This is a genomic window from Thioclava sp. PTB-PU3-1 (assembly GCF_055666785.1).
The window spans coordinates 1061922-1088323 of sequence record NZ_JBVNVL010000001.1; the positions used below are offsets into that span (position 1 = coordinate 1061922).

Genomic DNA, 26402 nt, shown 5'->3' on the forward strand with positions numbered 1-26402 from the left:
TGTCGCGCTTTCCGCGCTCCCTCCGACAGTGTAGGTCTGGCTCGTTTGAACCCTCCTTGTGGGGCTGGTCCAATCAGGGAGGTGACGATGAGCTCTGCGATTTCCAACGCGCCGAGACCTTACACGCAGGGCATCTTCCTGATGTGCGTGGGCGTGGCCTGTCTGAGCGCCAATGATGCCTTCGCGAAAGCACTGACCGCCGGCTATTCTCCCCTGCAGATCCTATTCCTACGCAACGTGATCGCCCTGCCGGCCACCATCGTGATCGCGCTGCTCTTCGGTGGCCCCAAAGCCTTGCGGTCGCACCGGCCGCTTGCGCATTTGCTGCGCGGTGCGCTCTGGGTTGGGGCCGCAATGATGTTCTTCACCAGCTTCATCCATCTCGGTCTGGCAGAGGCGACCGCGCTTATCTTCGTCGCCCCCTTCTTCATCACCGTGATTTCAGCCTCTTTCCTCGGGGAAGAGGTCGGTTGGCGGCGCTGGCTCGCCGTGCTGGTCGGGTTTCTCGGGGTTCTCGTGATCATCCGCCCGGGCGGCGCGACGTTTCAGCTGGTGTCACTGCTGCCAGTCGCGACGGCACTTGTCTATGCCCTGCTGATGCTCAGCGCCCGTTGGGTGGACAGCCGCGAGAGCGTGTGGACTTTGCTTGTCTACCTGACGGGCGCAGGCGCGCTGCTGAGTGCGCTGATCGTGCCATTCGTCTGGGTGCCGGTGCGGTCCGAGGATCTCTGGCTTTTCGCGGGGCTCGCGATATTCGGCACCGCCGGGATGACGATGATCACGCAGGCCTTCCGTTTCGCGCCTGCGGTCGTCGTGGCGCCTCTGGACTACACCGGTTTGCTCTGGGCTACCCTCTTCGGCTGGCTCATCTGGCGTGAGAGCCCCGATGCGATGACGGTCGTGGGCGCGGCGATCATCATCGCGAGCGGCGTTTTCACGATCTTCCGCGAGCATAGACAGGCCAGCGACTGAAGCGAGTTGTGTCACCGAGAAAGAGGATATCGGGCTAACCGCAGCGAAACCCTGCGATCCGACCGGAAAGACACCGCCTTGGCGAGAAATGCCCGACTCACGTATCGGTGATAATCGCGTTAGTGATTTGACAGCCACGAACTTATCCACCTGATTGAAAACAGGGATGAGACGCACGTTACGTCAACGCGCCGAAAATCAATAAATTCAGGCCTGTGGGGGCCAAACGGGGACAATTTCAAATGGAAGCTTTCAACAAGCTTGCGCGCCTGTTCGCGCGTCTTGTCGCATGTCGTGAACCTGCCGCTACGGCAATCGCCAAATCCACTCAGAGCGACAATCCAGCCAGCCGCTTGGATCAAAAAATGCGCACAGCGCTGCGTGCCCTCGGGATCGCAACGGCGTTGATCTTCTTCGGACAGGCCGCCGCCGCCGTCACCTTCGTGGGCACGCCGACCGCATCTCCCACGACCTTCTCCGGCGCAGGCCAGACCATTGATCTGAGCGTCACCTTCAACACGGACTCTTACGCCTACAATTCCGCTTCGATCACCTTTCAGGCGTTTCCCGCCGGCTCGGTTCAGACAATTTGCCCGGCAGGCACGAACCAGACGAACGCAACGGTCACCTGCACGGCGCGCTATGTAACGACGTCGAGCGACACGTCGAATTTGGAGATCATCCCGATCGTCACGGTCAATGGGCTCGATACGGCAACCTATAACGGCGGCATTATCACCGTGGCCTACACCGGCTCGGGGCCCGCAGCCCCAGTGGCCGGCGCGGTCTCGAAGACGGTTGCCTATGGCAGCAGCGCCAACAGCATCCCGCTCGACTTTTCCGGCGGCGGCACCCCGACTTCGGTTGCGGTGACCTCGCAGCCCTCCCACGGGACGACCAGCGTCAGCGGGACCTCGATCACCTACACGCCCACCGCCGGCTATGCCGGGGCGGACAGCTTTTCCTATACCGGCACCAATTCCACCGGAACTTCGAACGCGGCGACCGCCTCGATCACCGTGAGCAATCCCACCCTGAGCATCGCCGCCAGCGGGTCGTTAAGCGCAACCGTCGGACAGAGCTACAGCCAGACCTTCACCTTCTCGGGTGGCACGGCCCCCTATATCGGCTATTCGATCCTCGGCATCCCCGCTGGTCTTAGCGTCACAGCCTTCAACAGCACATCCATCACGATTTCCGGCACAGCCACGGTCAGCGGCACTTTCCAGTTAACTGTCGCAGGCACCGATTCCAGCACCGGGAACGGGCCCTTCAAGGTGACGAAGTCCTTCACCCTGACGATCGCCTCAGCGACGATAGGCATTGCCTCGCCAGCCTCTCTTACCAATGCGACGGTGGGGAGCCCCTATAGTCAGGTGGTCAAGGCCGGTGGCGGCATCGCACCCTACACGTTTACAGTTCAATCGGGATCCCTACCTGCGGGGGTGAACCTCACGACCTCCGGGACCCTCAAGGGCACACCGACTGCGGGCGGCACTTTCTCCTTCACAGCGAAGGCAACCGATAGCAGCACCGGCACAGGGTCGCCGGCGAGCGCCACGAAAACCTACACGCTGACGGTGAACCAACCGACGATCACCGTGGCGCCAACGACCTTGCCCGATGCGGCGCAGAACACGGCATACAGCCAGACGATCACCGCGAGTGGCGGCACAGCCCCCTTTAGCTATTCCGTCTCCGGCACCTTGCCCACTGGCATGACCCTGTCGTCAGGCGGCGTGCTTTCCGGCACGCCGACGGGCTACGGCAGCTTCAATTTTTCCGTCATCGCCACTGACAGCTCGACCGGCACGGGGCCCTATACCGGAACGCAAAACTACGCGTTCAACGTGACGGCCGCCTCGCCGGTGATCTCCACCACGAGCCTGCCCGGCGCAATGGTCGGCACGCCCTACAATCAGACGATCACCGCCACGAGCGGCAACGCGCCTTACACGTTCTCGATCGCCTCGGGCACCCTTCCGTCCAATATCAGCCTGAGCAGTGGCGGTGTCCTGAGCGGAACGCCGACAACGGCCGGGTCCTACGATTTCACGGTGCAGGTGAAGGATGGCGCGGGCAATACCGATCAACAAAGCTACGCGGGCTTTACCGTCTCGAAAGCCGCGACCGGAGTATCGCTGACCCTTTCGTCGAGCAGCGCGCTGCAAGGCGTTCCGGTCACAATGACGGCGAGTGTGACGAGCGGTGCCTCGCCGACCGGCAACATCATCTTCCGCGACGGTGGCACCGCGATTGCGACGGTCGCACTATCCGGATCGACGGCGAGCTACACGACACGCGCACTCTCGATCGGCTCGCATTCGATCACCGCGGATTATTCCGGGGATGCCGCCAATGCGCCCGCAAGCTCGGCGGCACAGTCCCTGGCCGTCAACGGTCGCCCTGCCCCCGAGCTCGATCCGACCGTGAGAAGCATGATCGTCTCGCAGGTTTCGACATCGCACCGCTTCGCGCAAACCCAGATCGACAACACCCATCGGCGTCTCGACTCTCTTCACGGCATGCTGCGCTCGGGCGGAAGCCGCACCGGTTGGGGAACGACATCCCAAGCCTTTGCGGGGACAGGCGGTGCGCCGGAGGCTTCGGCAGCCCAAGGGGCGACCTCGCCAACCACGAACTACCTTCTCGATCCGGCCTCCACCAATTCGGAGAGCTCCTCGGAGCCGGAGCAGGTCATCGATCTCGTTTCCCGCGCTTTGCAACCCGCACAGAACGGCTCTGATCTGCCCTACCGTATCTGGGCGACAGGCACGCTCGATTTCGGCAGGGATCAGGTCGATGGCGGCTATAACAACAAGCTCTCGACGCAGGGGATCACGCTCGGTGTCGACCGGGTCTTCGGCAGCGACATCGCCGCAGGGGCCGCGCTTGGCTTCGGATATAACCGGACGACCTTCGGGCCGGACGGCAGCAAGTCGCGCTCGCGGGCGAAAACCGTTTCGCTCTACGCCACATGGCAGATGAAGCCCGATCTCTTCCTCGATGCGACAGGCGGTTATGGGAAGCTGGACTTCCGGGAAAACCGTTACTCGACCGACGGCGGCGTGATGCTTTCGGGCGAGCGCGGCGGCCATATGCTCTTCGGCTCGCTCGGCCTATCGCAACTCGGGCAATTGGGACGATGGAGCACGTCGAGCTATGGCCGCCTCGACGTGGTGAAACTGTCGCTGGACAGCTACTCGGAAACCGGCTCGTCGGTTTGGGCGCTAGACTACGGAAAGCTCGAAAACACGACAGCTTCGAGCGTCATCGGGATCACGGCCGAATATGACATGCGTCGCGACTGGGGGACCCTGACACCCGGCGCGCAGCTGGAATACCGGCATGCTTTCAATGGTGGCTTCACGCAAACTCTCGGTTACGCCGATCTCGGAACGATGGATTACTCCTTCGCCGGGGACACGCAATCGCAGGATGCCCTGACCCTCGGGCTGTCGCTGCGCGGAACGGTCGATCAGAACATGGACTTCGAGCTGGGCTATCAGTTCACCTCCGACCTCGCTTCCGCACATAGCCAACAGGTAAGAGCCTCGATGCATATCTCCTTCTGATTTCGAAGTTCAGAACGGCACAAAATCAGAAGGTCCACTGAGCTTTCGCGACCTCGCAGAACGAGAACCATGGGCTGATTTTGATGTCGGCCCATGGGCATGGTCCAGAGCGCATAGTCAGAAGTTGACGATTGCGCGTGATCGTAGCTCTGCTCGGACGCCCATCAGGGCCGCTGCCTCCGCTCGGGTCAAGTCTCGAGATCAGCGGACGCTCACGACGGTCACGGGAGACAGATGCTGGACCTTTTGAGAAACGCTTCCAACAATCAGCGCCTTGAGGTCCGATAGCCCCCGCGCGCCCATCACGATCATATCTGCGCCGGAGTCTTCGGCAGCTTCAACGATCCGGCGGGCGGCATCGCCATCCGCGGTCAGACTTTCCACGCGCTCCACGCCATTATCTTGCAACGTGCGTTCGGCGACGTCGAGGATGCGCTTTGCCACGGCGCGCAGCAACTCGTCCTCAGTCCGGGCGTTCTTCGGTATGAGATCCGCGAGGGGGAAGCGGGCGTGGGGCAGCGCCGAAACCGCTTCGAAGAGGGTCCGACCACCCTCCGCGGGTTCGTATTCCACTTCGGCCATGTGCCGCAGCCCCTCCGAGAGGTGATCGCGCAACAGAACATGGAGGAGCACGACCGGCACCCCGAAGCGCGCGGCAATATCTGCTCCGAGCTCCACCGCCCGATTTGACGCGTCCGAACCGTCGGTTGCGATGAGAATTTTCTTGACCATGTCATACTCCCTCGGTGTTCACGCTTCAGCATCACAGCGATGACGCATCGCCACATTGATTGCGCTCAACGCCGAACGAATGCCCCTGCAATCTGGCCGTGTGGACGCTTGGGGGCATCCGAAAGGCATTGCCAACGAAGGACTGCTCGCTTCAAATTGATCGCGTAAGCAGTTTTCAAAAGGATACAGACAGGTGGCTGGAAAATTCGAACTCTATAAGGACAAGGCGGGCGAATACCGCTTTCGACTGAAAGCCGGGAACGGTGAGACCATCCTTGCCAGCGAGGGTTATAAGCAAAAGGCAAGCGCCGAACAGGGCATCGCATCCGTGCGCAAGAACGCGCCGCAGGACGAGCGCTATGAGCGCAAGGCCACGACGTCGGGCAAACCGATGTTCAACCTCAAGGCCACCAACGGGCAGGTTATCGGGACCAGCGAAGCCTATAGCAGCGAAGCCGCCCGCGAGAATGGCATCACATCGGTGAAAAATAATGCACCAGATGCCAAGCTCGACGATCTGACAGCTTGAAGAGGCGCCGTTCCGTCGGCGTGACGCGCCCCGAATGAGCGGTCCATGGAGGATGCGATGGCCCTACTGAGCTTGGAAAATCCGGTCTTTGCGACTTACGTGATTTCAGCCGCTCTGATGGTGCTCAAAGTGATGGGCCAGGGCTGGATGACGGTCTACCGGATGCAGAAAACCAACTCCGGGCTTGCGAGCCCGGAGGACGTTCAAACTGGCCTTCTCAATAAGGCGCCCGACCCGGCGCAGCTTGAGATCAACGACTATGTTGATCGGTCTCGGCGCATGCATCGAAACGACCTGGAGAACATTCCAGCCTTCTGGGTCGCGGGTTTCCTGTTCGTCATGGTCGACCCCGCACTTTGGCTCGCGCAGGCTCTGATGTATGGGTTCGTTGCCACACGGCTTGCGCATTTCTTGGCTTATGCCACGCGCCAAACCCACGAAGTCCGGGCGACCTTCTACACGATCGGGTCTTTGATCGTGATCTACATGGCCCTTCATGTTCTCTGGGTGGCGATTGCGTAGGCCCGAGCAAAAGGGAGGGGCCCGCGCCTTTCAGCACAGCTAGGCGCCGGGACGGTCGGCTCGCTGGTCTAGACGCATAGATCTCGCCGACTCAATCATCAGCGTTATCATTGAAACCGAGGTTTCACCGGCAAAGGCACCAAACCACGCGCCCTCTTCTTTCCCACGAAAAAGCTGAACTCACACTCGACGCCCCTTCGGATACAGTCGGACCCGAGGCTTCTCGCCATCTGCCGCGCCACCCAGGTTCTGCAACGGATAGCCAACCGACACGTTTACGAGCCGCGTTCTCCCGATCATGAATTCAGTCCGGTGATGCGTGTGCCCGAAATACCACTCGGCCGGCTAATATTCGTGAATGAGATCCGTCAGGTCACTCGCATAACACCAGCTGAGCTTCTGTCCTCCTGGCAGAACATCAAAGGTCGGTGCATGATGCGTGACAACCGCGGTTTCCCCATCAAAACTCTCGGCCAGCTTTAAGCGCAGCCATGAGAGATGCTCGCGGTGTTTCGCGATCGTATCAGCTGGCCGAGCTATCCGGTAGCCCGCTGAGGCCACGCGAATGTAGCGGTAATCGTTCATCTTCGCCCGGGCATCATGATCCCGACTCTCGAGAGTTCCAGGTCCCTCCTGGAAGTCCGTCCAGAGCGTGCAGCAAAGGTATCGCTTGCTCCCGCAGATGATCTCTCGCTTCTGTGCGAAGTTTACCCCAGCGTCGCGCGCGATCTGCTCGAGCCGGTCATCACCGTCCAACGCGTGATGATAATAGTCGTGGTTTCCAGGCACGACATACACGCGCTCGAGATCGACGCGCTGCCCGATCCTCTCGAACGCCTGCTTCCATCTGACCTTCGGCTTGTTCGTGAGATCCCCGGCGACAATCATCAGCCCAACGTCGCTAAAATCGAGACGCTCAAGGGCATCTCGACCCGCTTCGGACCACATATCCAAGTGAAGATCCGCCACGATCAGAGCTTTCGTCATTCTTTCCGCTCCTCGCTTTCCGATGAAATTGGCGGCAATCACATCAACATGTCGCGTCTGGTTGCGCGCAGAGTTTTCGCAAGACGCCCGATCTGCCGCAGGCTCGGAGGACGCCCGACATCGCACATCTCCTCAATGAATGCGCCCACGCGTTCCAGCTCTCCCGGCTCGGCATCGTCTCCGGCCGCAAGGTTGAAGAACGCCACGAGATGCTCAGGCTTGCTCACATCGACACGAAACACCTGACACCGGTCGAGAAGCGGCGCGGGAATCTGGTGCTCGTAATTAGCGGTCAGGATCCAGTTCACATGGCTCAGGTCGAGACGCGTCCGCAGGAACGGGCATGTAAAATGCTCGGCGCTCGTTCTCTCGAGCAACTGGAGCAGCGATGTTGTCAGAGATGTCGGGGACCTGTCATTTGAGTTCATAGCCCCACCAGCCTTGCAGACCTCGTCCACAACGATCACCGGGTTTGCAACCGCGGTTTCCGTAATCAACTCGACCGGAACACCAGATCTTGCCGAGGACCAGCCATGTTCAACGCCTGCGATCCGGAACCCAGCACCTCCGGCTCCGACATCGATGATCGCGCGCGGTGCGTCTGCGAATTCAGCAACAAGTCGAGCGAAATGCGTCTTCCCGCATCCCGGCGGGCCGACAAGGACCATAGGATCGAAACGTAACCCGACGCCTCCAGCGGCAATATGCGCGAGCCCCTGGTTCATGATCGAGGTCGACACCTCTGCAAGCCAAGGCGCCTGCGCATGCAACACCGCCGCGAGATCATAAACGGACTCCGCGGCTTCCGGCCCCGCAAGTCTAGCGCCATGCGTATAAAGGTGATGCATCCGTTTGACGGACGTGTCGCTGATATGCTTGTCGACCTCGAAGGTGCTCCTGAATTTCTGATCGACAAGTCGCTCGACAGCGCGATAAATCCGCTGATTTTCACGCTTATTTCGCTCACGCCACTCTTTCGACGGATCGTCGAAAATGTCACCGCAATCATCTCTAGACTCGTCGCTCGGGAACATGCGACCCCACCGCTTTACGAAAGCGGTATTTGTTTTGCTCGTGACCGTTGACCGGGCCAGGCTTGCTGAGAGAGGTTTTTTATAGAGAACTTGAACGCGCTTCTGCGTCATGGCGACCACCATCGCTTGAAAATGACCTGATTGAAATCTCGACACCGATAGGCACCCGGTTACGGGCGCAGCTCACGATATCGAGCAGGTAATCTCCGACGTGGTGGTTTTCGTGTTCATGGTGAGACGGTAGTCCGGGATAGGGGAATGCGTCAAGCGCGCCACATCCGGACAGGTCAAACCTGTCGGGAATGGGGCTCGGATAGCGGACGTTAAGGGGGGGGCGTGGAGGCATTTTGCGCATTTCTCAAAGCAAATCGCTCCAGCCCCCTGCCGAAACTGCGAGCGATCGACGGTCTGGATGAGACGATCCCATCCAGCAGACATGCGGGGTGAACCTCTCGAGACCCCTTGTCATGAACGAAGCACTGCCACGAACATAGAAGCCCCCTACTTGAAGAGCTTCAGCAGACCTTTCGCGGCCTCCTCCTTGAGCTTCTGCTTTGCGGCATCCTCGGTGCTCTGGCCCTCCTGCGGCGTGATCCCGAGCTTCTTGGCGATCTCGGCCTCCGCTTTCGCCTTCAGGTCTTGCTTCGCGGCATCGACCTTGTCGCCCGAGAGCGCCTTCATATCGAGGCCGAATTTCGGCTTCGCCCAGGGCCCCGTGATCGAGAGCGGCACCTTCACCCCACCCGTGCCATCGGCCTTGCTGAGCGCGGTCGGCGTGACGGTGTAATCGAGGCTCTGCGCCCCGATGTCGACCCGCCCCTTGCCCGCAGCACTCAGAAGCGGTGCTTTCAGCGCAAGGTCGTCATTCGACAGCACCCCTTTGGCGATGGTGAAGCTCGCGGTGATCTGATCGAAAATCGTCTTCGCCCCCTCCCCCACGTAGTTCAGATCGAGCGTGCGCAGCATCCCCACAAGATCGAGCCCCTCCAGCGCCCCCTTGCCGAAGGCGACATTGCCCGAGCCCGAAAGCGAGCGCGCCAGCGCGGCCTCGCTGTTGCCCGAGGCCAGGAGTTTCACCGCAAGATCCGCCTTCGCATCCAGCCGCGTGTAATCGGCGAGATCGCTCAGAAGCGGCTGCATCGAGACGCCCTTGGCCACCAGATCGGCGGAGGCCGAGAACCCGCTGCGCGCATTGGCCACCACTTGCCCGGTGACGCTGCCGCCATAGGCCGAGACCTGACGCAGATCTGCCACCGCGCGGCCGTTGTCGATCGTGATCTGCGCTTTGGTCGGGCCCAGCTTGGCAGTGCCGAAATCGATGGAACTCGCATCGAGGGCGATCTTTCCATCCAGCGCTCTCAGGCCCGAGGCGTCGATCGGCGTGGTTGACCAGCCACTGGCGCCAGAGCCAGAGCCGGAGGAGGACCCGCCTGCGCCAGCCTTGCCCGACGCCCCGGTCAGCGCCGAGAGATCAAGCGCGCCCGCGTCGATCTGGGCATCGATCCGCGGCTTGCCTTTCGCGAAGGACAGATCGCCCGCCACGCTCAGCGCATTGCCGTCGAGCGTGAGTTTGCCACCGCGCAGTTGCATCGCGCCATCCGCGCCCAGTGTCACATCGCCCTTCGCGGTAATCGTGTCACTCCCCAGCCCCTTCGGCAGATCTCGCGCGGTCTGTCCGAAGATCGCAGCCAGCGCGGTTGGATCCTTGACGCTTGCGGTGAGCGCCCCTTTTGCCGCCAAGGGTGCCGTCCCAAACGTGCCTTTGAAGCCGATCGACGACGCGTCGAGGGTCAGCGCAAGATCGGTGGGGGCCGGATCGCCCGCAAGGAAGGACGCGAAACTTCCGAGCGTGCCATTGACCTTCAGCGCCTTACCGTTGGCCTGCCCCGTCAGGTCCAGGTTCGCCGGACCGTCGAAGGACGGAAGCGCGAGGCTCGCATCGAGGCCGGTGAGCGCAAGGCGCTGGCCACTCGCATGATCGATCCACCTCACCGATCCGTCGCTGATCTCCGCCTTGTCGAGACTGAAAGCCGTCATCCCGCCGCCCTCGCCCGTGCCCGGGCGCGCGGTCTGGGTGCTGGTGGCCGCGTCCGGTGGCGTGACCTCCCAGTTCCCGGTCCCGTCCTTGCGCCGCTCGAGAAGGATGTTCGGCGAGAGCACGTCGACCTTGGAGACGCGAACCTCACCGCCGATCAGCGCGCCCGGATCAACACCGATCTGGAGCCCCTTGGCCGAGAGCATCGGCCCGTCCTTGGACCAATCCGCATTCGCGATCTCGACCGGCCCCGTGCGCACGCCAAGCTGCGGCCAGATCGTTGCATGGACCGCCCCGCTCAGCGTCATCTTGCGCCCGGTTGCGGCCTCGAACCGTGCCTCCGCGATCTGGGCGATCTTCTTCGACGGGATCAGCAGGAGCGCCCCCCCGAGGCTCAGGGCGATCAGAACGACGAGAGCGAGAGCGCGAAAGAGCCAGCGCATAGGGCCTCCGGGGGTTATGTGTTGGCTCTCAAGCTACGCGTCCATCTGAAGGCCTTTCAAGTCGGAACAGCTGCGCCGCGGACAACGTGATCGAGTTGCCTCCTACTCCGCCCCCTCGTTGTCGCGCCGGATCATTTCGCGGATGTGTTCGCCGACGTTCTCACAGGAGCTGCCAACACCGACATCGGCCGAGCCAAAATCACCGAGAGGGCCACCAAGCCGGACGGCCCGCGTTGTCGGTCGGGATATCGCACCGCAGCTCTCACTTCTCTTGCATTCAGATTTTCAAAGAAGACACCAAAACCATTACAGTCTGGCGCGACCTTGTTGGAGTTAGAGGTAAAAACGCTCCGCATCGGCGATGCCATCCTCTACGACCAATTTCTATTCCGGTCTGAAGCGCAGTCTGTGCTATCGTCCCTCCTGGGAGGCGACGCGCCATGAGAGATGCAGGGCATGTCGAGGAGATCGGACGGGTGCTGGACGGCAGCCAGACCGGGCGAGACAGTTTCGTTTCGGCCTCGTGGCGGCGTTGTGTCGAGCTTTACGGCATGGACCCCACGCGCTCCGACCCGGCCCATATCGTAACCGAGGCAGAGCTGCGCGATCACCGCAAGCAGGCGGAATGGATGATCGCCGCGGCGCGTTCCGGGTTGCAATCGCTTTTCCGGCAGGTGGCAGGACAAAATTACGTCTTGCTGCTCACCGATGCCAAAGGGGTCTGCGTCGATTTCTTCGGCGACGATCTCTTCACCGAAGACCTGCGCAGCGCGGGGCTCTATCTAGGATCGAACTGGTCCGAGGACCTGGCCGGAACCTGTGGTGTCGGGGCTTGCATCGTGACGCAAGAGCCCGTGACAGTGCATCAGGACGACCATTTCGGAAACGCGCATACTGTTTTGTCCTGCACCGCCGCGCCGATCTTCGACAGTCTGGGGCAATTGGCAGCGGTGCTCGACATTTCGCTTTTGCGCTCGCCCACGCCCAAGAGTAGCCAGAACCTCGCGATGAATCTCGTGACCTCAGCGGCACGACGGGTCGAGATGGCCAACCTGATGGCCGAGAGCCCGCGCGACTGGGTGTTGCGCCTGTCCTCCAGCCCGGAATTTCTCGATGTCGATCCCGAGGCCGCTGTGCGCCTCGATGGCTCCGGTCGCGTACTGGGCTATACCCGCGCCGCGCGGCGGTTGTTTCCCGAAGGCGCCCCGATCCTCGGGCGCGGGATCGATGAGGTGCTCAGCATCAGCGTCGACGACCTGCCCGACCTGATGCGTGACCGCCCAACCGAGGAGCGGGTGATCGAAATGCGCGATGGCGGGGCGTTGTTTGGCCATGCGATCGCACCCAAAGCGCCACGTCATCCCCACCCGGGACTGCGTCGTGGCGGGCCGCTCGCGGGCCTGACCGGGGGCGATCCGGAGATGAACCGTTTGATCGGACAGGCTGAGCGGCTGGCCCCGGGCAATGTGCCCCTGTTGATCTGTGGTGAGACCGGCACCGGAAAGACGAAACTCGCCCGTGCGATCCACATGAGCAGCAAGGCGCAAGGGTTCATCAGCCTCGAATGCGCGGGGCTCGACCCGCAGGCGCTGATGCAAAACTGCGCCGAGGCGATCGGGCCGACGACGCTTCTGCTGCGCCGGATCGAAGAGATCGCCCCGGAGACGGCGATCGCGCTCGGCGGGCTACTCGACCGGCGCCCCGAATTGCGAACGCTGGCGACGAGTTGCTTTGAGCCCAGCCAGATCGCGCTGCCGCGTCCGCTTTTCCATCGGCTCGCGGGGTGCGTGCTCGGCGTCCCGCCCCTGCGGATGCGGCGTGATCTCGATTGGCTGATGTCGCGTCATCTGCGCCGCCACGCGGGCGATGCGGTCCGGCTGTCCCCCTCGGCGCGGGCCGAATTGCTGGGACGTAGCTGGCCCGGCAATATTCGCGAGCTCGAACAGGTTCTCGACGTCGCGGCGGCGCTCTGTGTCGGCTCGGTGATCGATCTGCTCGATCTGCCCAGCCCCGTCGAAATCACTCCACATATCGAAAAGGCCCTGCCTGCGCCGAGTGACCCATGGGACATGCTCGAGGAGATTCTGGACGCCTGCGAGTGGAACATGGCGCGCGCGGCCCGGCGGCTCGGGGTCAACCGCTCGACGATCCTGCGTCGGATCCGCAAGGCCGGGTTGCGTCCGCCCGAGTGATTTGTTGCGCCCTTGTTGCGCGCGCAACATGCCGCGCCGCAGCAGTCGCTTTTCCTCCCTTTGCACGCGTCGCGACCATGGATCGCTCAGCGATCACGCGCCGATACTCCTCCTAGAGACACGCGCAGAGGAGGAGACGCGATGCTTGATACCACCATCAACACACAGACCCAGGACATGCTGGACAGCCTCAACGCCGCGCTGGAGAGCGGCGATATCGACCGCGCGGCCGCGCTGTTTGCGACCGACAGCTACTGGCGCGACCTCGTTGCGGTCAGCTGGAACCTGAAAACCGTGGAGGGGCCGGACGGCGTGGCCGACATGCTGAGAAACCAGCTCGAGCACACCCGCCCCGGCAAGTTCGAGCTCCAGTCGGGCGAGGTTCCTGCCGAGGAGGGCGGCGTGATCACCGCCTGGGTCACTTTCGAGACGAAGTCGGGCCGCGGCTGGGGCCTGATGCGCATCCGAGATGGCCGCATCTGGACGCTTCTGACAGCGCTTCAGGAGCTCAAGGGGTTCGAGGAAAACCGCGGCACGCGCCGCCCGATGGGCGCCGAACATGGCGCGCGCAAGAACCGGACCTCGTGGAAGGAGCGCCGCGAGGCGGAGGAGGCGGATCTGGGCTATGGCACGCAGCCCTATGTGCTGATCGTCGGCGGCGGACAGGGCGGGATCGCGCTGGGCGCGCGGCTGCGCCAGCTTGATGTGCCTGCGATCGTGCTGGATAAGCATGACCGGCCGGGCGACCAGTGGCGGAGCCGTTACAAGTCGCTCTGCCTGCATGACCCGATCTGGTATGACCATCTGCCTTACATCAAGTTTCCCGACAACTGGCCGGTCTTCACGCCCAAGGACAAGGTCGGCGATTGGCTCGAGATGTATACCAAGGTGATGGAGATCAATTACTGGACGCGGTCCGAAGTGACCGGCGCCAGCTACGATGACGCCTCCGGAAAATGGACAGTCGAAGTCAATCGCGACGGCGAGACGGTGACGCTGGAGCCGACGCAGCTTGTGCTCGCGACGGGAATGTCTGGCAAGCCGAACATGCCGCATTTCCCCGGCATGGATAACTTCAAGGGCACGATCCAGCACTCGTCGCAGCATGAGGGCCCCGACCCTTGGGCGGGCAAAAAAGTGGTCGTGATCGGCTCGAACAACTCCGCGCACGACATTTGCGCGGCACTCTGGGAAGGCGAGGCGGATGTCACCATGGTGCAGCGATCCTCCACCCATATCGTGCGCTCGGACTCGCTGATGGAGATCGGGCTCGGCGCGCTCTACTCGGAAGAGGCGCTCGCCAACGGCGTCACAACCGAGAAGGCGGACATGATCTTCGCCTCCCTACCCTACAAGATCATGCACGAGTTCCAGATCCCGCTCTACGATCAGATGCGCGAGCGCGATGCAGAGTTCTATGCAGGACTGGAAAAGGCGGGCTTCGATCTGGACTGGGGCGATGACGGCTCGGGGCTGTTCATGAAATATCTGCGCCGCGGCTCGGGCTATTACATCGACGTGGGCGCCAGCCAGCTGATCATCGATGGCGAGGTGAAGCTGGCCAAGGGTCAGGTCGATCATTTCGAGGAGGACGCAGTGGTGCTTGCGGATGGCACGCGCTTGCCCGCCGATCTGGTGGTCTTCGCAACGGGCTACGGCTCGATGAACGGTTGGGCAGCCGATCTGATCAGCCAAGAGGTCGCCGACAAGGTTGGCAAGGTCTGGGGGCTGGGCTCGGACACCACGAAAGACCCCGGCCCGTGGGAAGGCGAGCAGCGCAATATGTGGAAGCCGACCCAGCAGGAGCATCTGTGGTTCATGGGCGGCAACCTGCACCAATCGCGGCATTACTCGCTCTATCTCGCGCTGCAGCTGAAAGCGCGACTGGAGGGGCTGGAGACCCCGGTCTACGGGCTCCAGGAAGTCCACCACCTTTCCTGACCCCATCCCTCTCCCGGCCCCTTCACGGGCCGGGATAATTTCCCCATTGAACGGAGACATTCCATGAAAGCTGCACGTTGGCATGGCGTGAAAGACATTCGCGTCGAGGAAATAGACACCCCTACCCCCGGCCCCGGAGAGGTCGCGATCAAGGTCGCATGGACCGGGATCTGCGGCTCCGATCTGCACGAATATCTGGCGGGACCGATCTTCGTCCCGGTCGAGCAGGATCATCCGCTCAGCCACGACAAGGCGCCGATCACCATGGGCCACGAATATTGTGGGACCGTGGCGGAGTTGGGAGAAGGCGTCACGGGACTGAGCATCGGCGACCGTGTCGCGATCGAGCCGATCTTCGCCTGCGGCACCTGCCCCGCCTGCCTTGAGGGCAAATACAACCTCTGTGACAGCCTCGGTTTTGTTGGGCTCTCCGGGGGACATGGCGGTTTCGCTGCAACCTCGGTTGTGCCCGCCCGAATGGTTCACAAGATGCCCGACGCGCTGTCGATGGAACAGGGCGCATTGGTCGAGCCCGCCGCCGTCGCGCTGCATGCGGTGCGCATGTCGAAGATCAAGGCCGGGGACACGGCTGCGGTCTTCGGCGCGGGGCCGATCGGGCTTTTGGTCGTCGAGGCTCTACGCGTCGCGGGCGCGGCCCAGATCCATGTCGTAGAACCCTCAGTTGAACGCCGCGAGAAAGCGCTCGAACTCGGTGCCACCAGCGCCATAGACCCGATGGCGGAAGACCCCGTCGAGAAAATTCGTGCGGCCACCGGCGGTGTTCATGTCGCTTTCGAAGTGACAGGTGTGCCGCGCGTTCTGCCGCAATGCATCGACAGCACCCGCCACGAAGGTCAGACGCTGATCGTGTCGATCTGGGAGGGAGACGCTTCCTTCCAACCCAATACGGCCGTTCTGAAAGAGCGCCAACTGCAGGGCACCATCGCATACCGCAATGTCTACCCGGCAGTGATGGAGTTGATGGTGCAGGGCTATTTCAGCGCCGACAAGCTGGTGACCAAGCGGATCAAGATCGATCAGATCGTGGAGCAAGGCTTCGAAGCGCTCGTCGCGGAGAAATCCCAGGTGAAGATCCTGGTCGAAGCGCCAGAGTGAAACCTTACCGCTCGATCTGCGCTGCGCGCGCCGCATACTAAAACTGCGCGCAACAGATCGGTGAGTCTCCCTCGCAAGTCACCGAAATCTCTTGAAAGCAGCTCTGGTCACATAGAGCGGCGGCCCGGCGCTCGACGGATAGAGCGCCGGGCCGAGGTATCAACCGATCTGCGCGGCTGCGGGACCGAAGAACTCATAGTGGATGCGTGCCTCCGGAACGTTTGCAGCCTTCAAGCCAGAAACCATCTCCTGCATGAAGCCCGTCGGGCCGCAGATGAAATAGTCTGCTCTGGCCGGATCGCTGATCTGCACGAGCCAGTTCGGATCGACACGGCCGATATGAACCCCGTTTGCGACATCACTCTCTTCCGGCACCTCGTAGAAGACGTGGCTCTCATGCGCCTTCGCGCGGGAGGTAGCGGCAAGCGCATGGGACTGGCCGTTCCGCGTCGCGTGGACATAGACCATTCGCAGATCGCCTCCACCATAGCTCTCCAGCATCGAGATCATCGGGGTGAGGCCAACGCCTCCTGACAAAAGAACCACCTCTCGCTTGTCTGCGGGATCGAGGAAGAACTCGCCAGCGGGCGCGGCCACGTCGAACTCGGCGCCGACCTCGACCGCATCATGCAGCCAGTTGGAGATCCGTCCGCCGGGCTCGCGCTTGACGGTGATGCGGTAGGACTGACCATCCGGTGCCGAGGAGATCGAGTAGTTGCGCCGATATTCCTCGCCTTCCGCAGGAGCAAAGCGGAAGCTCAGATACTGACCGGGGCGATGCTTGAGAACAGGCAACCCATCCACGGGATAGAGCGTGAAGGACGCGATCTCGGAGGTTTCGCTGTCCTTCGCACCAACCTTGAAGCGCCGCCACCCGCGCCAGCCGCCGTCCTGTTCTTCCGCACCGGCGTAGATCTCTTCCTCCCGCGCGATGAGCGTATTGGCAAGGAACCAGTAGGCCTCCCCCCAGGCATTCAGGATCTCGGGGGTCGCGGCCTCGCCCAACACCTCGGCGACAGCGCCCAGCAGCGCTTCGCCGACATGGGGGTAATGCTCGGGGAGGATCTGCAAACCGACATGTTTCTGTGCGATCCGTTCCAGCGCATCGGCCAAGACCCCGGGATTCCGGATATGGGTCGCATAGGCCACCAGCGCCCCCGCGAGCGCTTTGTGCTGCGGCGAGTTGCCATGTTGATGCGACATGTTGAACAGCGCCCGGATTTCGGGAGCGGCGAGCAGCCTGCGATACATGACCGGCACGATCTGATCGACGTGCTCGGCGACGACGGGTGCAGTGGCTTCGATGATCGCGAGTGTGTTTTCCGAGAGCGGCTTGGCCATCATTGTCTCCTGGGTTATAAAACATACCAATGAACCGCATCTATTCTCTCGGGAATTAAGATGCCAATCACAGGTATGTTTTTCTTGTGCGACATTCTGTCCGGCCTCGTGATACGAGACGCGTCGCTTGGGAGCCCGATCAGGAGAGATCTGCGAATGCGCTTGAACGACACTACGGACCTTGCCTTGCGCGTCATGATCTATGCGGCGTCGATGAAAGACCGCCGCTTCACGATCGATCATCTCGTCGCGGCCTATCACGCGCCTCGAAGCACGGTCATGAAGGTCGTCAACGCGCTGACCCGAGGCGAATTTCTGACTGCCCAACGCGGCCGGTCCGGCGGCCTGGGGCTTGCACGTGCCGCCCAAGAGATCGGCGTGGGAACAATTGTGCGCCACATGGAGACGGATTTCGATCTCGTCGAATGTATGCGCAGCGACGGAGATTGCACGATCACAGCATCCTGCCGTTTGATTTCTCCCTTGGCGGAAGCCCGGGCGGCTTTCTTGGCGACGCTCGACAACTACACGATTGCCGATATCGCGATCTCGCCGCGCGATTTCGGGCTAGCAGCATCATGAGGCGGCGATCCTGAGGACTTAAGATCAAAAATCTTGACCGAGGCCGTATCACTCTGAGCAACTAACAATAATCAATCCATAAGACCGAAGAGCTGAGCCGACGACTGGGGTGAAGAATGGAGATTGAAGCCCGATCCCCTCTCGGGTCGCGCTGCGTGCCGCTGGAACCGGCAATCTTGGCCACTCGGGGGATCGCGGCATCGCAAGTTGCAAGACGAGCCCCCTCTTTGGTAGCTACGCAGCTATGATCGCCCCCGGCTGCGCGATCACCTCGAGCGCGCAGGCATGAGCCTGAACAAGGCAGCCCTCGTCTGAAGCGCCCCGAAAATGCGCGGCGAGCCATGCACCGTTGAAACTGTCGCCGGCTGCGGTGGTATCGACCACCTTTTGCGCGGCAGGCAGGTCGAGCGGCTTGGCGGTGGGATCGAGCGATATCGCCCCTCCCGCGCCCATCTTCAACGCGCCTTTGCGCGCGCCCCAGCCGTTAAGCCGTGCGCCCACCGCTTGCGCATCGCGATCACCGAAGAGCGCCATCTCGTCATCCAGCGAAGGCAGCGCAATGTCACTGATGCGCCACGCCGCCTCGGTCACGGCGCGGGCGGTCTCGATATCTTCCCAGAGCCGCGGGCGGTAGTTGGAATCGAAAGCCACCCGGGCGGGATGTGCCTCCAGATGTGCCAAGAGCGACAGGCGCACCGAATGGGGCAGGATCGCCAGCGTGATCGCGCTGAGATAGATCAGATCGACCCCTTCAAGCTGCGCGAACCCGTCCTCAAACAGGCAGCGCGCCGCGGATTGATCGCGCCAATAGGAAAAGCTGCGCTCTCCCTTTGCGTCGAGTGCGATCGCGTAGATACCGGGCAGACGCTCGGGGTGGCGACGAATGCGCGCGCAGCCCACGCCTTGGGCAGCAATGAAAGCGCCCATGCGATCGGAGACCGCATCACGCCCCAGCACGGTCACGAATTCGACCTGCGCTGCCGCCCCAGTCGCGCGCGCAAGATAGACCGCGGTGTTGAGCGTATCGCCGGCAAAGCCGATCTGCTGCTCGGGGCGATCGAAAGACAGCTCGACCATCGCTTCCCCGACGCATGCGATCACGGGTTTCTTCGTCACATCACCGCTCCGATTTGCCACGGCTGGAATTCGTTATCGCCCAGCCCGAGGTCTTCAGATTTGGTTTTCTCTCCCGATGCGACACGCAGGATCGCCTCGAAGATTTCCGCGCCCTTGTCAGCGATCGACACGCCTTGGCTGAGGATGTCGCCGCAGCCGATATCCATATCGTCGGGCATCGCCTCCATGAGCCGATCCGAAGTCGCCAGCTTGATCGTCGGCGCGGGTTTCGAGCCGAAGGCAGAGCCGCGCCCGGTGGTGAACACCACGATCTGCGCACCTGCCGCGATCTGGCCCGTCGCCGAAACAGGATCGTAACCCGGGCTATCCATGAAGCTCAGCCCCGGCGTGCGGACCTGCTCGGCATAGTCATAGAAGGCCCGCAGCGGCGTCGCCCCGGCCTTCGCGACCGCGCCGAGGGATTTCTCGAGGATCGTGGTGATCCCGCCCTGCTTGTTGCCGGGGCTGGGGTTGTTGTCCATCGATCCGCCGCCCTGTGCGGCATAGCCCTCCCACCAGTCGAGACAACCAAGGAGCTTTTCGGCCACCTCGGGCATAGTGCGGCGCAGCAGCAGATCTTCGGCGCCATGGATCTCGGGGGTCTCGGAGAGGATCACGCCCCCGCCCTGCCCCACGATCAGGTCCGAGGCCACACCCAGCGCCGGGTTTGCGGTGATCGCGGAGAACCCGTCCGAGCCGCCGCATTGCAATCCGATCCGCAGCGCGGAAACCGGGCAGGCGCTGCGGCTGGCCTTGTTTACCTGCGGCAGGATCTCGCGCAGCTTCGCCTTGATCGCCTCGATCGTGGCGCGGGTGCCGCCGGTCTCCTGAATGGTCAGCGCATGGAACCGTTCGGTCCCCGCAGACCCGAAATGCGCCTCCATGCGCGCGATCTGCATCACTTCGCAGCCCAAGCCCACGAAGATCGCCGCACCGACATTCGGGTGGGTCGCATGCCCCCAGAGGACACGCTCGAGGCTGTCCGCCCCGCGCCCGCTCGCCGCCATACCGCAGCCGGTGCCATGGGCGAAGGCGACGACACCGTCGACATTGTCATAGGGGTCGAGCGCACCCTCGGCCGTGATCTCGGAGGCTGCGCATTTGATCACCGTGGCCGAGCAGTTCACCGTGGCGCAGAGCGCGATATAATTGCGCGTGCCAACCCGACCATCGTCCCGCGCGTATCCCATGAAACTGCGCGGCGCGAGATCGGGGATCGCTGCCTCGGCGCGAGCGAGATCGGCGCCGATCTGATGGGTCTCGTCATGTTCGGAATAGCTGACATTATGGCTATGGACATGTTCGCCCACCGCGATCGGGGCGCTGGCCCGGCCGATAATCTGGCCAAACTTGATCACCGGATCACCCTCGGCCATCGCGACGCGCGCCAGCTTGTGCCCGGCGGAAACCGGATGTGCGAGCGGCTCGCCGGTGCCGAGCGGCGTGCTGCCGGCATCCGCCCGCGCGGGCAGAACGGCGACCGTGTCGCACGGATGCAGTGTAATCGCTTCAGCCATCGCGACGCCCCCTCAATCCGGCGATCACGCCGCGCATCTCGGCCAGCCCGCGCATCCGCCCGATCAGCGGATAGCCAGGGAAAGAGCCGCGCGTGGCGTCGTCGAGCAGGACATGACCGTGATCGGGCCGGAACGGGATCTGTGGGTCCGCACGCCCCTCGGACGCCCGGCGTGTTTCCTCGGCGAGCAGTGCGGCAGCCACCGCGACCATGTCGGTGTCGCCGCCCAGATGCGCGGCCTCCTCGAAACTGCCATCGGGATCTTTGCGCACGTTACGCAGATGCGCGAAATGGATACGCGGCGCAAAGCGCTCGGCGATCGCGGGCAGATCGTTGGCCGGGTTCGCCCCGAGCGAGCCGGTGCAAAGCGTCAGCCCGTTCGCGGGACTATCATGCGCCCGCAGGATCCAGTCGATATCCTCGGCGTTGGAGACGACACGGGGCAGACCCAGAATGTCGCGCGGCGGATCGTCGGGATGGACGCAGAACCGCAGCCCCAGTTCCTCCGCCGTGGGGATCACCTCATCGAGGAAGCGTTTGAAATTGCGCCGGATCTCGTCGCGATCGATACCGTCATAAAGCGCGAGCTGGTCCCGCAGCCCGGCGATGTCGTAGCGGTCATAGGCGCCCGGCAGCCCCGACATGATCGCGTGCAACAGTGCATCGCGCTCCGACTGCGTCGAGCCCTCGAACCAGGTCTTGGCGCGGGCGCAAACGTCGGGCGTGTAATCGTCCTCGGCCCCTTCGCGCTTCAGCATGTGAATCTCAAAAGCCGCCATGCGATAGGCCTCGAAGCGCAGGCAGCTACCGCCTGTCGCAAGTGGCGCGGTCAGATCGGTGCGGGTCCAGTCCAGAACAGGCATGAAATTGTAGCAGATCGTGGTGATGCCCTCGGCGGCGAGATTGGCCATCGATTGACGGTAATTGGCGAAGAGCGCGCTCAGATCGCCTTCGCCGCGCTTGATCCGCTCATGGATCGGCAGGCTTTCGACCACGTGCCAATGCAGCCCCGCCGTCTCGATCCGGGCGCGCCGCTCCGTGATCGCCTCGCGCGACCAGACCTCGCCATAGGCGACCTCGTGCAAGGCGGTTACGATGCCGGATGCGCCCGTCTGCACGATCTGCGGCAGGGAAATCGTGTCCAGCTCGGGGCCATACCAACGCCAGCTCTCGATCATTGGAGAACCTCCCGCACCGCGGCGCGCGCGCCTTTTTCGACGAGCGCGCGATAGGCCTCCGTGACCGGGGCCTGCAGGGATTGTGCGAGCTCGGGCGGAAACACAGAACGCAACGACAGAAGCGCCGCAACCTTGCCCTCGGCATCCGCGGCACTGTCGGAGAGCGCACGCAACTCAGCGGCCAGCGGGTCTTTCACCTCGATCGGCTGCCCGCTCTCGTCGACGCCGCCGACGTAGCGCATCCAGGCCGCGATCGCGAGCATCAGGCCCGGGCAGCTCCGCCCGGCCTTCAACGCATCGGCGACGGTGGCCAGAATGCGCTGCGGCAGTTTCTGGCTGCCATCCATCGCGATTTGCCATGTCCGGTGACGGATCGCGGGATTGGCGTAGCGCTCTGCGAGCGCGTCGACATAACGCTCGAGCGAGACGCCCGGCGGCGGGGTCAGCGAAGGGATGATCTCGTCGCGCCACAGATAGCGCACGAAGTCGGCCATCACCTCGTCGTCCATCGTGTCGGAAATCGTCTCGAACCCCGCCAGATAGCCAAGATAGGCCAGAGAGCTGTGGGTGCCGTTCAGCATCCGCAGCTTCATATGCTCGAACGGAGTGACGTCGCTGACCATCTCGACACCGACCGCGCCCCAATCGGGCCGCTCGCCATCGACGAAATCATCCTCGATCACCCATTGGCGGAACGGCTCGTGCATTACCGGCAAGGCGTCGTGCCAGCCGGCGAGCTCTTCGAGCCGCGCGATGTCCTCGGGCTTCGTCGCGGGCACGATGCGGTCCACCATGGTCGACGGGAACCGCCCCTCAGCCGCGATCCAGTCCGCCAGCTCCGGGTCGATGCGACGCGCCAGATCCAGCACCACGCCGCGCAGCAGCCGGCCGTTTTCGGGCAGGTTGTCACAGCTCATCGCGGTGAAGGGACGCAGGCCGCGCGCGTGGCGCAGCTGCAGCGCACGCACAAGATAGCCGGGCGCAGAGACGGGCAGGTCGTTGGCCATGTCATGCACGATATCGGGATGATCGGGGTCAAGCGCGCCGGTCGCGGGCGAATGGCAATAGCCCTTCTCAGTGATCGTGAGCGATACGATGCGCACATCCGGATCGGCCATCACGTCGAGCACTGCTTGCGGATTTTCGCGGGCCACCAGAATATCGCTGACGATCTCGATGCGCTCGGGCGTTTCGCCCTCGGGGCCGAACTCCAGCCCGCTATAGGCGAAATCCTGCGGCGCCAGCGCATCGCGCATCCGCGACGATTGCAGCGACACGCCGGTGATCCCCCAGTCGCCGCCGCTTTTCGCAGCAGCCTCAGCCGTGTAGATCGCCCCATGGGCGCGGAAGAACGCGCCGAGGCCGAGATGGACGATACCGGTTTTGAGCTTCGCGCTTTCGCGGGTGAGACGTTCAGCGGGCAAGCCAGCCTCCATCGACATTCAGGACCGCGCCATGGATGTAGCGCGCGGCGGGGGAACACAGGAAGGCGGCGGTGCCGCCGATATCGGAAGGATCGCCCCAGCGCCCGGCCGGAATTCGCGCAAGGATCGCTTCGCTGCGCTCTGGATCGGCGCGCAGAGCCTCGGTGTTGTTGGTCGCGATATAGCCGGGTGCGATGGCGTTTACGTTGATCCCTTTGGCCGCCCATTCGTTGGCGAGGATCTTGGTCAGCCCCGCCACACCATGCTTGGACGCGGTGTAGGACGGCACGCGGATGCCGCCCTGAAAGGATAGCAGCGAGGCGATGTTCACCACTGCCGAAGGCGTATTGCCCTGCTCGAGCGCGGCGCGGGCGAAGGCTTGCGTGGTGAAGAACAGCGCCTTGAGGTTCACGTCCATCACCGCGTCCCAATCGGCCTCGGTGAACTCCAGACTGTCTTCGCGCCGGATGATGCCCGCGTTGTTCACGAGGATCGAATAGCCCGCATCCGTGAAGACATCCTGCGCGGCCATCGGGTCCGCGAAGTCGAGGAGCAGCGCCTCGCCCTGCCCGCCCGCATCCGCGATCATCTCCAGCGTCTCGGTGCATTCGCGCCGCCCCGCGCAGGTCACATGTGCCCCTTGCGCGGCGAGCGACACTGCGATCGCCTGACCGATGCCGGTATTCGCGCCGGTGACGAGGGCGCGGCGGTTCTTTAGCGAAAACGGGCTCATTTCAGGTCCGCCGGCTGCACGAAGTCCATGTCGGTGTAATCGACATTGTCGCCCGCCATCGCCCAGATGAAGGTATATTCCCCGATCCCGGCCCCGGAGTGGATCGACCACGGCGGCGAGATCACAGCCTCCTCGTTGGCGATCATCATGTGGCGGGTCTCGGTCGGCTCGCCCATCAGGTGCAGCACGCGCGCCTCGGGCGTCATGCCCCAGTAGAGGTAGGCCTCCATCCGGCGGTCATGGACATGCGCGGGCATCGTGTTCCATACTGACCCCTCGACCAGTTGGGTATAGCCCAGCACCAGCTGGCAGCTTTCCATCACGGTCGGATGGATGAACTGGTTGATGACGCGTTTGTTGGAGGTCGCAGCTTCGCCCAGCTCGACGCGGTTCGCCTCGGCAAGCTTGATCAGGCGATGCGGACAGGCGCGATGCGCGGGGGCGGAAACCAGATAGAACCGGCCGTCGCCCTCGAAGGTCACCGGTCCTGCGCCCATGCCCAGATACAGGACATCACCGCGCCCCATCTCCCAGGTGTCGCCAGCGGCTGAGACGCGTCCCGTGCCGCCGATATTCACGACGCCCATTTCGCGCCGCTCGAGGAAGGTGGCGGTCCGCGTCTCGTCCACCACGTCGAGCGTCAGCGATGCGCCATTCGGCACCGCGCCTCCGAGGGTGAAGCGGTCGTAATGCGTGTAGATCAAGCGGATCTCGCCGGGCGCGAACAGCCCCGTGCCCAGGAAATGCTCACGCAGCTCTTGCGTGCCCATGGTGCGGGCGTGATCGGGATGGATGGCGTGGCGGGTTTCTACGCTGAGCATTGAATGTCCTTTCACAAAAAGTCGTCGCGGCGCGGGGTAAAGCAGTCGAGCAGCTCCCCCGCTTCGACGCAGACACAGCCGTGTTCGGCGCCGGACGGTATCATCAGGCTGTCCCCGGCGCGCAGCACGTGCTCCGCACCATCGAGGACAAAGCGAAATTCGCCGGAGGTGCAGTAGGTGGCCTGCACGTGAGGATGGGAGTGAAGCGCGCCCTCTGCCCCGGCCTCGAAGCGAACCGAGACCAGCATCATCTGCTCGTTTTCGGTCAGCACCTGACGGGCGATGCCTTCATCGGGATAGGCGATCGGATAGCTCATAGGGAGACTCCTTTCAGTGGAAGACCGACGGCAGCCAGAGCGAAAGCGCGGGGATATAGGTCACCAGCATCAGCGTCGCGAAGGTGGCGAAATAGAACGGCCAGATCGATTTCATCACCGTCGTGATCGGCACCCGGCCCACCGCGCAGCCGACGAACAACACCGCACCGACCGGCGGTGTGCAGAGCCCGATCCCGAGGTTGAGCACGAGGATCACCCCGAACTGCACCGGATCGACGCCGAAGGCCTGAGCCACGGGCAGGAAGATCGGCGTGGTGATCACGATCAGCGGCGACATGTCCATGAACGTGCCCAGCACCAGCAGCAACAGGTTGATCAGCAGCAGGATGACGATCGGATTATGCGAGAAATTCTCGAGCAGATTGATCAGCTTGGCCGGCACTTGCAGATAGGCCAGCAGCCAGCCGAAGGAGGCCGCGCAGCCGATCACCATCAGCACCATCGCCGTCGTGCGCACCGCGCCCTTGGTCGCTTCGATGAAATCCGACAGCTTCATCGTGCGATACAGGAAGACGGTCACCAGAAGCGCGTAGACCACCGCGATATTGGAGCTTTCAGAGGCGGTAAAAATGCCCGAGCGCACGCCGCCGAAGATGATCAGGATCATGATCAGACCGGGCATCGCATTCCAGAACAACCGCCCGAGGGCCCTGCGACCGGGAAACGGTTCGGTCGGGTAGCCGCGGCGTTTGGCGACGAAATAGGCGGCGGTCATCAGCGACAGCGCAAGCACCAGACCCGGAATAATCCCGGCGGTGAACAGGTCGGCGATCGAGATCTTCCCGCCTGCCGAGATCGAATAGATGATCATGTTATGGCTGGGCGGTAGCATCAGCGCGATGATCGCCGCCGTGACGGTGATGTTCACGCCGTAATCCGCGCCGTAACCTCGTTCGCGCATCTGCGGCACCATCAGGCCGCCCACTGCCGAGGCATCCGCCGCAGCCGAGCCCGACACGCCGCCGAACATCACCGAGGCGAGGATGTTCACCTGCCCCAGCCCGCCGCGCATATGCCCCACCAAGGCGCCCGCCAGCGCGACCAACCGCCGCGCGATATCGCCGCGCACCATCAGGTCGCCGGCATAGATGAAGAACGGGATCGCCATCAGCGCAAAGACAGAGACGCCGGAATTCAGACGCTGGAACACCACCACCGGGGGAAGCCCGAGATAAGTGACTGTCGCGAAGGAGGCCACGCCGAGACAGAACGCGACCGGCGTTCCGATCAGCAGAAGGACGGTAAAGGTCCCGAACAAGATCCAGAGTTCCATGA

Annotated in this window: 21 protein-coding genes; 8 read left to right on the forward strand and 13 right to left on the reverse strand. The window is 62.9% G+C overall.

What is annotated here, in order from left to right:
• Positions 1–87: 87 nt before the first annotated feature.
• A complete protein-coding gene (locus ACZ7GB_RS04905) occupies positions 88–972 on the forward strand; it encodes a DMT family transporter (protein WP_472157829.1) in 885 nt (294 codons plus the stop codon).
• A gap of 365 nt (positions 973–1337) precedes the next feature.
• On the forward strand, positions 1338–4547 hold the full coding sequence (locus tag ACZ7GB_RS04910) for an autotransporter domain-containing protein (RefSeq protein WP_472157830.1): 3210 nt from the start codon (positions 1338–1340) through the stop codon (positions 4545–4547).
• 201 nt (positions 4548–4748) lie between these two features.
• Here the strand turns inward: ACZ7GB_RS04910 and ACZ7GB_RS04915 are convergent, their stop codons facing one another.
• Positions 4749–5279, reverse strand: a complete 531-nt coding sequence (locus tag ACZ7GB_RS04915) for a universal stress protein (protein WP_472157831.1) — start codon at positions 5277–5279, stop codon at positions 4749–4751.
• Between the two features lie 193 nt (positions 5280–5472).
• Here ACZ7GB_RS04915 and ACZ7GB_RS04920 point away from each other — a divergent pair, with 193 nt between their 5' ends.
• Both ACZ7GB_RS04920 and ACZ7GB_RS04925 read left to right on the forward strand, forming a co-directional pair.
• Complete coding sequence (locus tag ACZ7GB_RS04920) at positions 5473–5808, forward strand: YegP family protein (RefSeq protein WP_078545629.1); 336 nt, start codon at positions 5473–5475, stop codon at positions 5806–5808.
• Between the two features lie 57 nt (positions 5809–5865).
• Positions 5866–6330: an MAPEG family protein gene (locus ACZ7GB_RS04925; protein ID WP_472157832.1), complete on the forward strand. Its 465-nt coding sequence runs from the start codon at positions 5866–5868 to the stop codon at positions 6328–6330.
• 345 nt (positions 6331–6675) lie between these two features.
• On the opposite strand, the gene ACZ7GB_RS04930 is transcribed toward ACZ7GB_RS04925, so the two are convergent.
• The 3 genes from ACZ7GB_RS04930 to ACZ7GB_RS04940 form a co-directional block, all read right to left on the reverse strand.
• On the reverse strand, positions 6676–7317 hold the full coding sequence (locus tag ACZ7GB_RS04930; RefSeq protein ID WP_472157833.1) for a metallophosphoesterase: 642 nt from the start codon (positions 7315–7317) through the stop codon (positions 6676–6678).
• A gap of 38 nt (positions 7318–7355) precedes the next feature.
• A complete protein-coding gene (locus tag ACZ7GB_RS04935; protein ID WP_472157834.1) occupies positions 7356–8462 on the reverse strand; it encodes an AAA family ATPase in 1107 nt (368 codons plus the stop codon).
• 390 nt (positions 8463–8852) lie between these two features.
• The gene (locus tag ACZ7GB_RS04940; RefSeq protein WP_472157835.1) at positions 8853–10829 is read right to left on the reverse strand and encodes an AsmA family protein; all 1977 of its coding nucleotides are present in this window, start codon (positions 10827–10829) and stop codon (positions 8853–8855) included.
• A 440-nt stretch (positions 10830–11269) separates the two neighbouring features.
• Between ACZ7GB_RS04940 and ACZ7GB_RS04945 the strand changes: the two genes are divergently transcribed.
• The 3 genes from ACZ7GB_RS04945 (at position 11270) to ACZ7GB_RS04955 (ending at position 16078) form a co-directional block, all read left to right on the forward strand.
• Complete coding sequence (locus tag ACZ7GB_RS04945; protein WP_472157836.1) at positions 11270–13021, forward strand: sigma-54-dependent Fis family transcriptional regulator; 1752 nt, start codon at positions 11270–11272, stop codon at positions 13019–13021.
• Positions 13022–13162: 141 nt separating this feature from the next.
• Positions 13163–14962 carry an NAD(P)/FAD-dependent oxidoreductase gene (locus tag ACZ7GB_RS04950; RefSeq protein ID WP_472157837.1) on the forward strand — a complete coding sequence of 600 codons (1800 nt, stop codon included), beginning with the start codon at positions 13163–13165 and terminating at the stop codon, positions 14960–14962.
• Positions 14963–15025: 63 nt separating this feature from the next.
• Complete coding sequence (locus tag ACZ7GB_RS04955; protein WP_472157838.1) at positions 15026–16078, forward strand: 2,3-butanediol dehydrogenase; 1053 nt, start codon at positions 15026–15028, stop codon at positions 16076–16078.
• A gap of 159 nt (positions 16079–16237) precedes the next feature.
• On the opposite strand, the gene hmpA is transcribed toward ACZ7GB_RS04955, so the two are convergent.
• A complete protein-coding gene (hmpA, locus tag ACZ7GB_RS04960; protein ID WP_472157839.1) occupies positions 16238–17419 on the reverse strand; it encodes an NO-inducible flavohemoprotein in 1182 nt (393 codons plus the stop codon).
• 156 nt (positions 17420–17575) lie between these two features.
• Here hmpA and ACZ7GB_RS04965 point away from each other — a divergent pair, with 156 nt between their 5' ends.
• Complete coding sequence (locus tag ACZ7GB_RS04965; RefSeq protein ID WP_078540059.1) at positions 17576–18001, forward strand: RrF2 family transcriptional regulator; 426 nt, start codon at positions 17576–17578, stop codon at positions 17999–18001.
• A 234-nt stretch (positions 18002–18235) separates the two neighbouring features.
• Here the strand turns inward: ACZ7GB_RS04965 and ACZ7GB_RS04970 are convergent, their stop codons facing one another.
• The 8 genes from ACZ7GB_RS04970 to ACZ7GB_RS05005 are packed head-to-tail and all read right to left on the reverse strand — an operon-like array spanning position 18236 to position 26400.
• Positions 18236–19117, reverse strand: a complete 882-nt coding sequence (locus tag ACZ7GB_RS04970) for a sugar kinase (RefSeq protein WP_472157840.1) — start codon at positions 19115–19117, stop codon at positions 18236–18238.
• Positions 19114–20634: a UxaA family hydrolase gene (locus ACZ7GB_RS04975; RefSeq protein ID WP_078540060.1), complete on the reverse strand. Its 1521-nt coding sequence runs from the start codon at positions 20632–20634 to the stop codon at positions 19114–19116. Before ACZ7GB_RS04975 ends, ACZ7GB_RS04970 begins: the two co-directional genes overlap by 4 nt.
• Positions 20627–21811, reverse strand: a complete 1185-nt coding sequence (uxuA, locus tag ACZ7GB_RS04980; RefSeq protein WP_472157841.1) for a mannonate dehydratase — start codon at positions 21809–21811, stop codon at positions 20627–20629. The genes ACZ7GB_RS04975 and uxuA overlap by 8 nt, the downstream gene beginning before the upstream one ends.
• Positions 21808–23247, reverse strand: coding sequence for a mannitol dehydrogenase family protein (locus ACZ7GB_RS04985; protein ID WP_472157909.1), 1440 nt, complete (start codon positions 23245–23247; stop codon positions 21808–21810). Before ACZ7GB_RS04985 ends, uxuA begins: the two co-directional genes overlap by 4 nt.
• Positions 23225–23968: a 2-dehydro-3-deoxy-D-gluconate 5-dehydrogenase KduD gene (gene kduD / locus ACZ7GB_RS04990; RefSeq protein WP_274963303.1), complete on the reverse strand. Its 744-nt coding sequence runs from the start codon at positions 23966–23968 to the stop codon at positions 23225–23227. The genes ACZ7GB_RS04985 and kduD overlap by 23 nt, the downstream gene beginning before the upstream one ends.
• On the reverse strand, positions 23965–24789 hold the full coding sequence (gene kduI, locus ACZ7GB_RS04995; protein ID WP_078599800.1) for a 5-dehydro-4-deoxy-D-glucuronate isomerase: 825 nt from the start codon (positions 24787–24789) through the stop codon (positions 23965–23967). The genes kduD and kduI overlap by 4 nt, the downstream gene beginning before the upstream one ends.
• Positions 24790–24800: 11 nt before the next feature.
• The gene (locus ACZ7GB_RS05000; RefSeq protein WP_078599802.1) at positions 24801–25106 is read right to left on the reverse strand and encodes a cupin domain-containing protein; all 306 of its coding nucleotides are present in this window, start codon (positions 25104–25106) and stop codon (positions 24801–24803) included.
• Positions 25107–25119: 13 nt separating this feature from the next.
• The gene (locus tag ACZ7GB_RS05005) at positions 25120–26400 is read right to left on the reverse strand and encodes a TRAP transporter large permease (protein ID WP_078540065.1); all 1281 of its coding nucleotides are present in this window, start codon (positions 26398–26400) and stop codon (positions 25120–25122) included.
• Positions 26401–26402: the final 2 nt, after the last annotated feature.

Bases quoted from the DNA above. Each gene is read 5' to 3' on its own strand.
- ACZ7GB_RS04985 (WP_472157909.1), bottom strand. From the start codon at position 23,247: ATGGAGGCTGGCTTGCCCGCTGAACGTCTCACCCGCGAAAGCGCGAAG.
- kduD (WP_274963303.1), bottom strand. From the start codon at position 23,968: ATGAGCCCGTTTTCGCTAAAGAACCGCCGCGCCCTCGTCACCGGCGCG.
- ACZ7GB_RS04955 (WP_472157838.1), top strand. From the start codon at position 15,026: ATGAAAGCTGCACGTTGGCATGGCGTGAAAGACATTCGCGTCGAGGAA.
- ACZ7GB_RS04975 (WP_078540060.1), bottom strand. From the start codon at position 20,634: ATGGCTGAAGCGATTACACTGCATCCGTGCGACACGGTCGCCGTTCTG.
- ACZ7GB_RS04940 (WP_472157835.1), bottom strand. From the start codon at position 10,829: ATGCGCTGGCTCTTTCGCGCTCTCGCTCTCGTCGTTCTGATCGCCCTG.
- hmpA (WP_472157839.1), bottom strand. From the start codon at position 17,419: ATGGCCAAGCCGCTCTCGGAAAACACACTCGCGATCATCGAAGCCACT.
- kduI (WP_078599800.1), bottom strand. From the start codon at position 24,789: ATGCTCAGCGTAGAAACCCGCCACGCCATCCATCCCGATCACGCCCGC.
- ACZ7GB_RS04905 (WP_472157829.1), top strand. From the start codon at position 88: ATGAGCTCTGCGATTTCCAACGCGCCGAGACCTTACACGCAGGGCATC.
- ACZ7GB_RS04910 (WP_472157830.1), top strand. From the start codon at position 1,338: ATGCGCACAGCGCTGCGTGCCCTCGGGATCGCAACGGCGTTGATCTTC.
- ACZ7GB_RS05005 (WP_078540065.1), bottom strand. From the start codon at position 26,400: ATGGAACTCTGGATCTTGTTCGGGACCTTTACCGTCCTTCTGCTGATC.
- ACZ7GB_RS04965 (WP_078540059.1), top strand. From the start codon at position 17,576: ATGCGCTTGAACGACACTACGGACCTTGCCTTGCGCGTCATGATCTAT.
- ACZ7GB_RS04915 (WP_472157831.1), bottom strand. From the start codon at position 5,279: ATGGTCAAGAAAATTCTCATCGCAACCGACGGTTCGGACGCGTCAAAT.
- ACZ7GB_RS04925 (WP_472157832.1), top strand. From the start codon at position 5,866: ATGGCCCTACTGAGCTTGGAAAATCCGGTCTTTGCGACTTACGTGATT.
- uxuA (WP_472157841.1), bottom strand. From the start codon at position 21,811: ATGATCGAGAGCTGGCGTTGGTATGGCCCCGAGCTGGACACGATTTCC.
- ACZ7GB_RS04945 (WP_472157836.1), top strand. From the start codon at position 11,270: ATGAGAGATGCAGGGCATGTCGAGGAGATCGGACGGGTGCTGGACGGC.
- ACZ7GB_RS04930 (WP_472157833.1), bottom strand. From the start codon at position 7,317: ATGACGAAAGCTCTGATCGTGGCGGATCTTCACTTGGATATGTGGTCC.
- ACZ7GB_RS04950 (WP_472157837.1), top strand. From the start codon at position 13,163: ATGCTTGATACCACCATCAACACACAGACCCAGGACATGCTGGACAGC.
- ACZ7GB_RS05000 (WP_078599802.1), bottom strand. From the start codon at position 25,106: ATGAGCTATCCGATCGCCTATCCCGATGAAGGCATCGCCCGTCAGGTG.
- ACZ7GB_RS04935 (WP_472157834.1), bottom strand. From the start codon at position 8,462: ATGACGCAGAAGCGCGTTCAAGTTCTCTATAAAAAACCTCTCTCAGCA.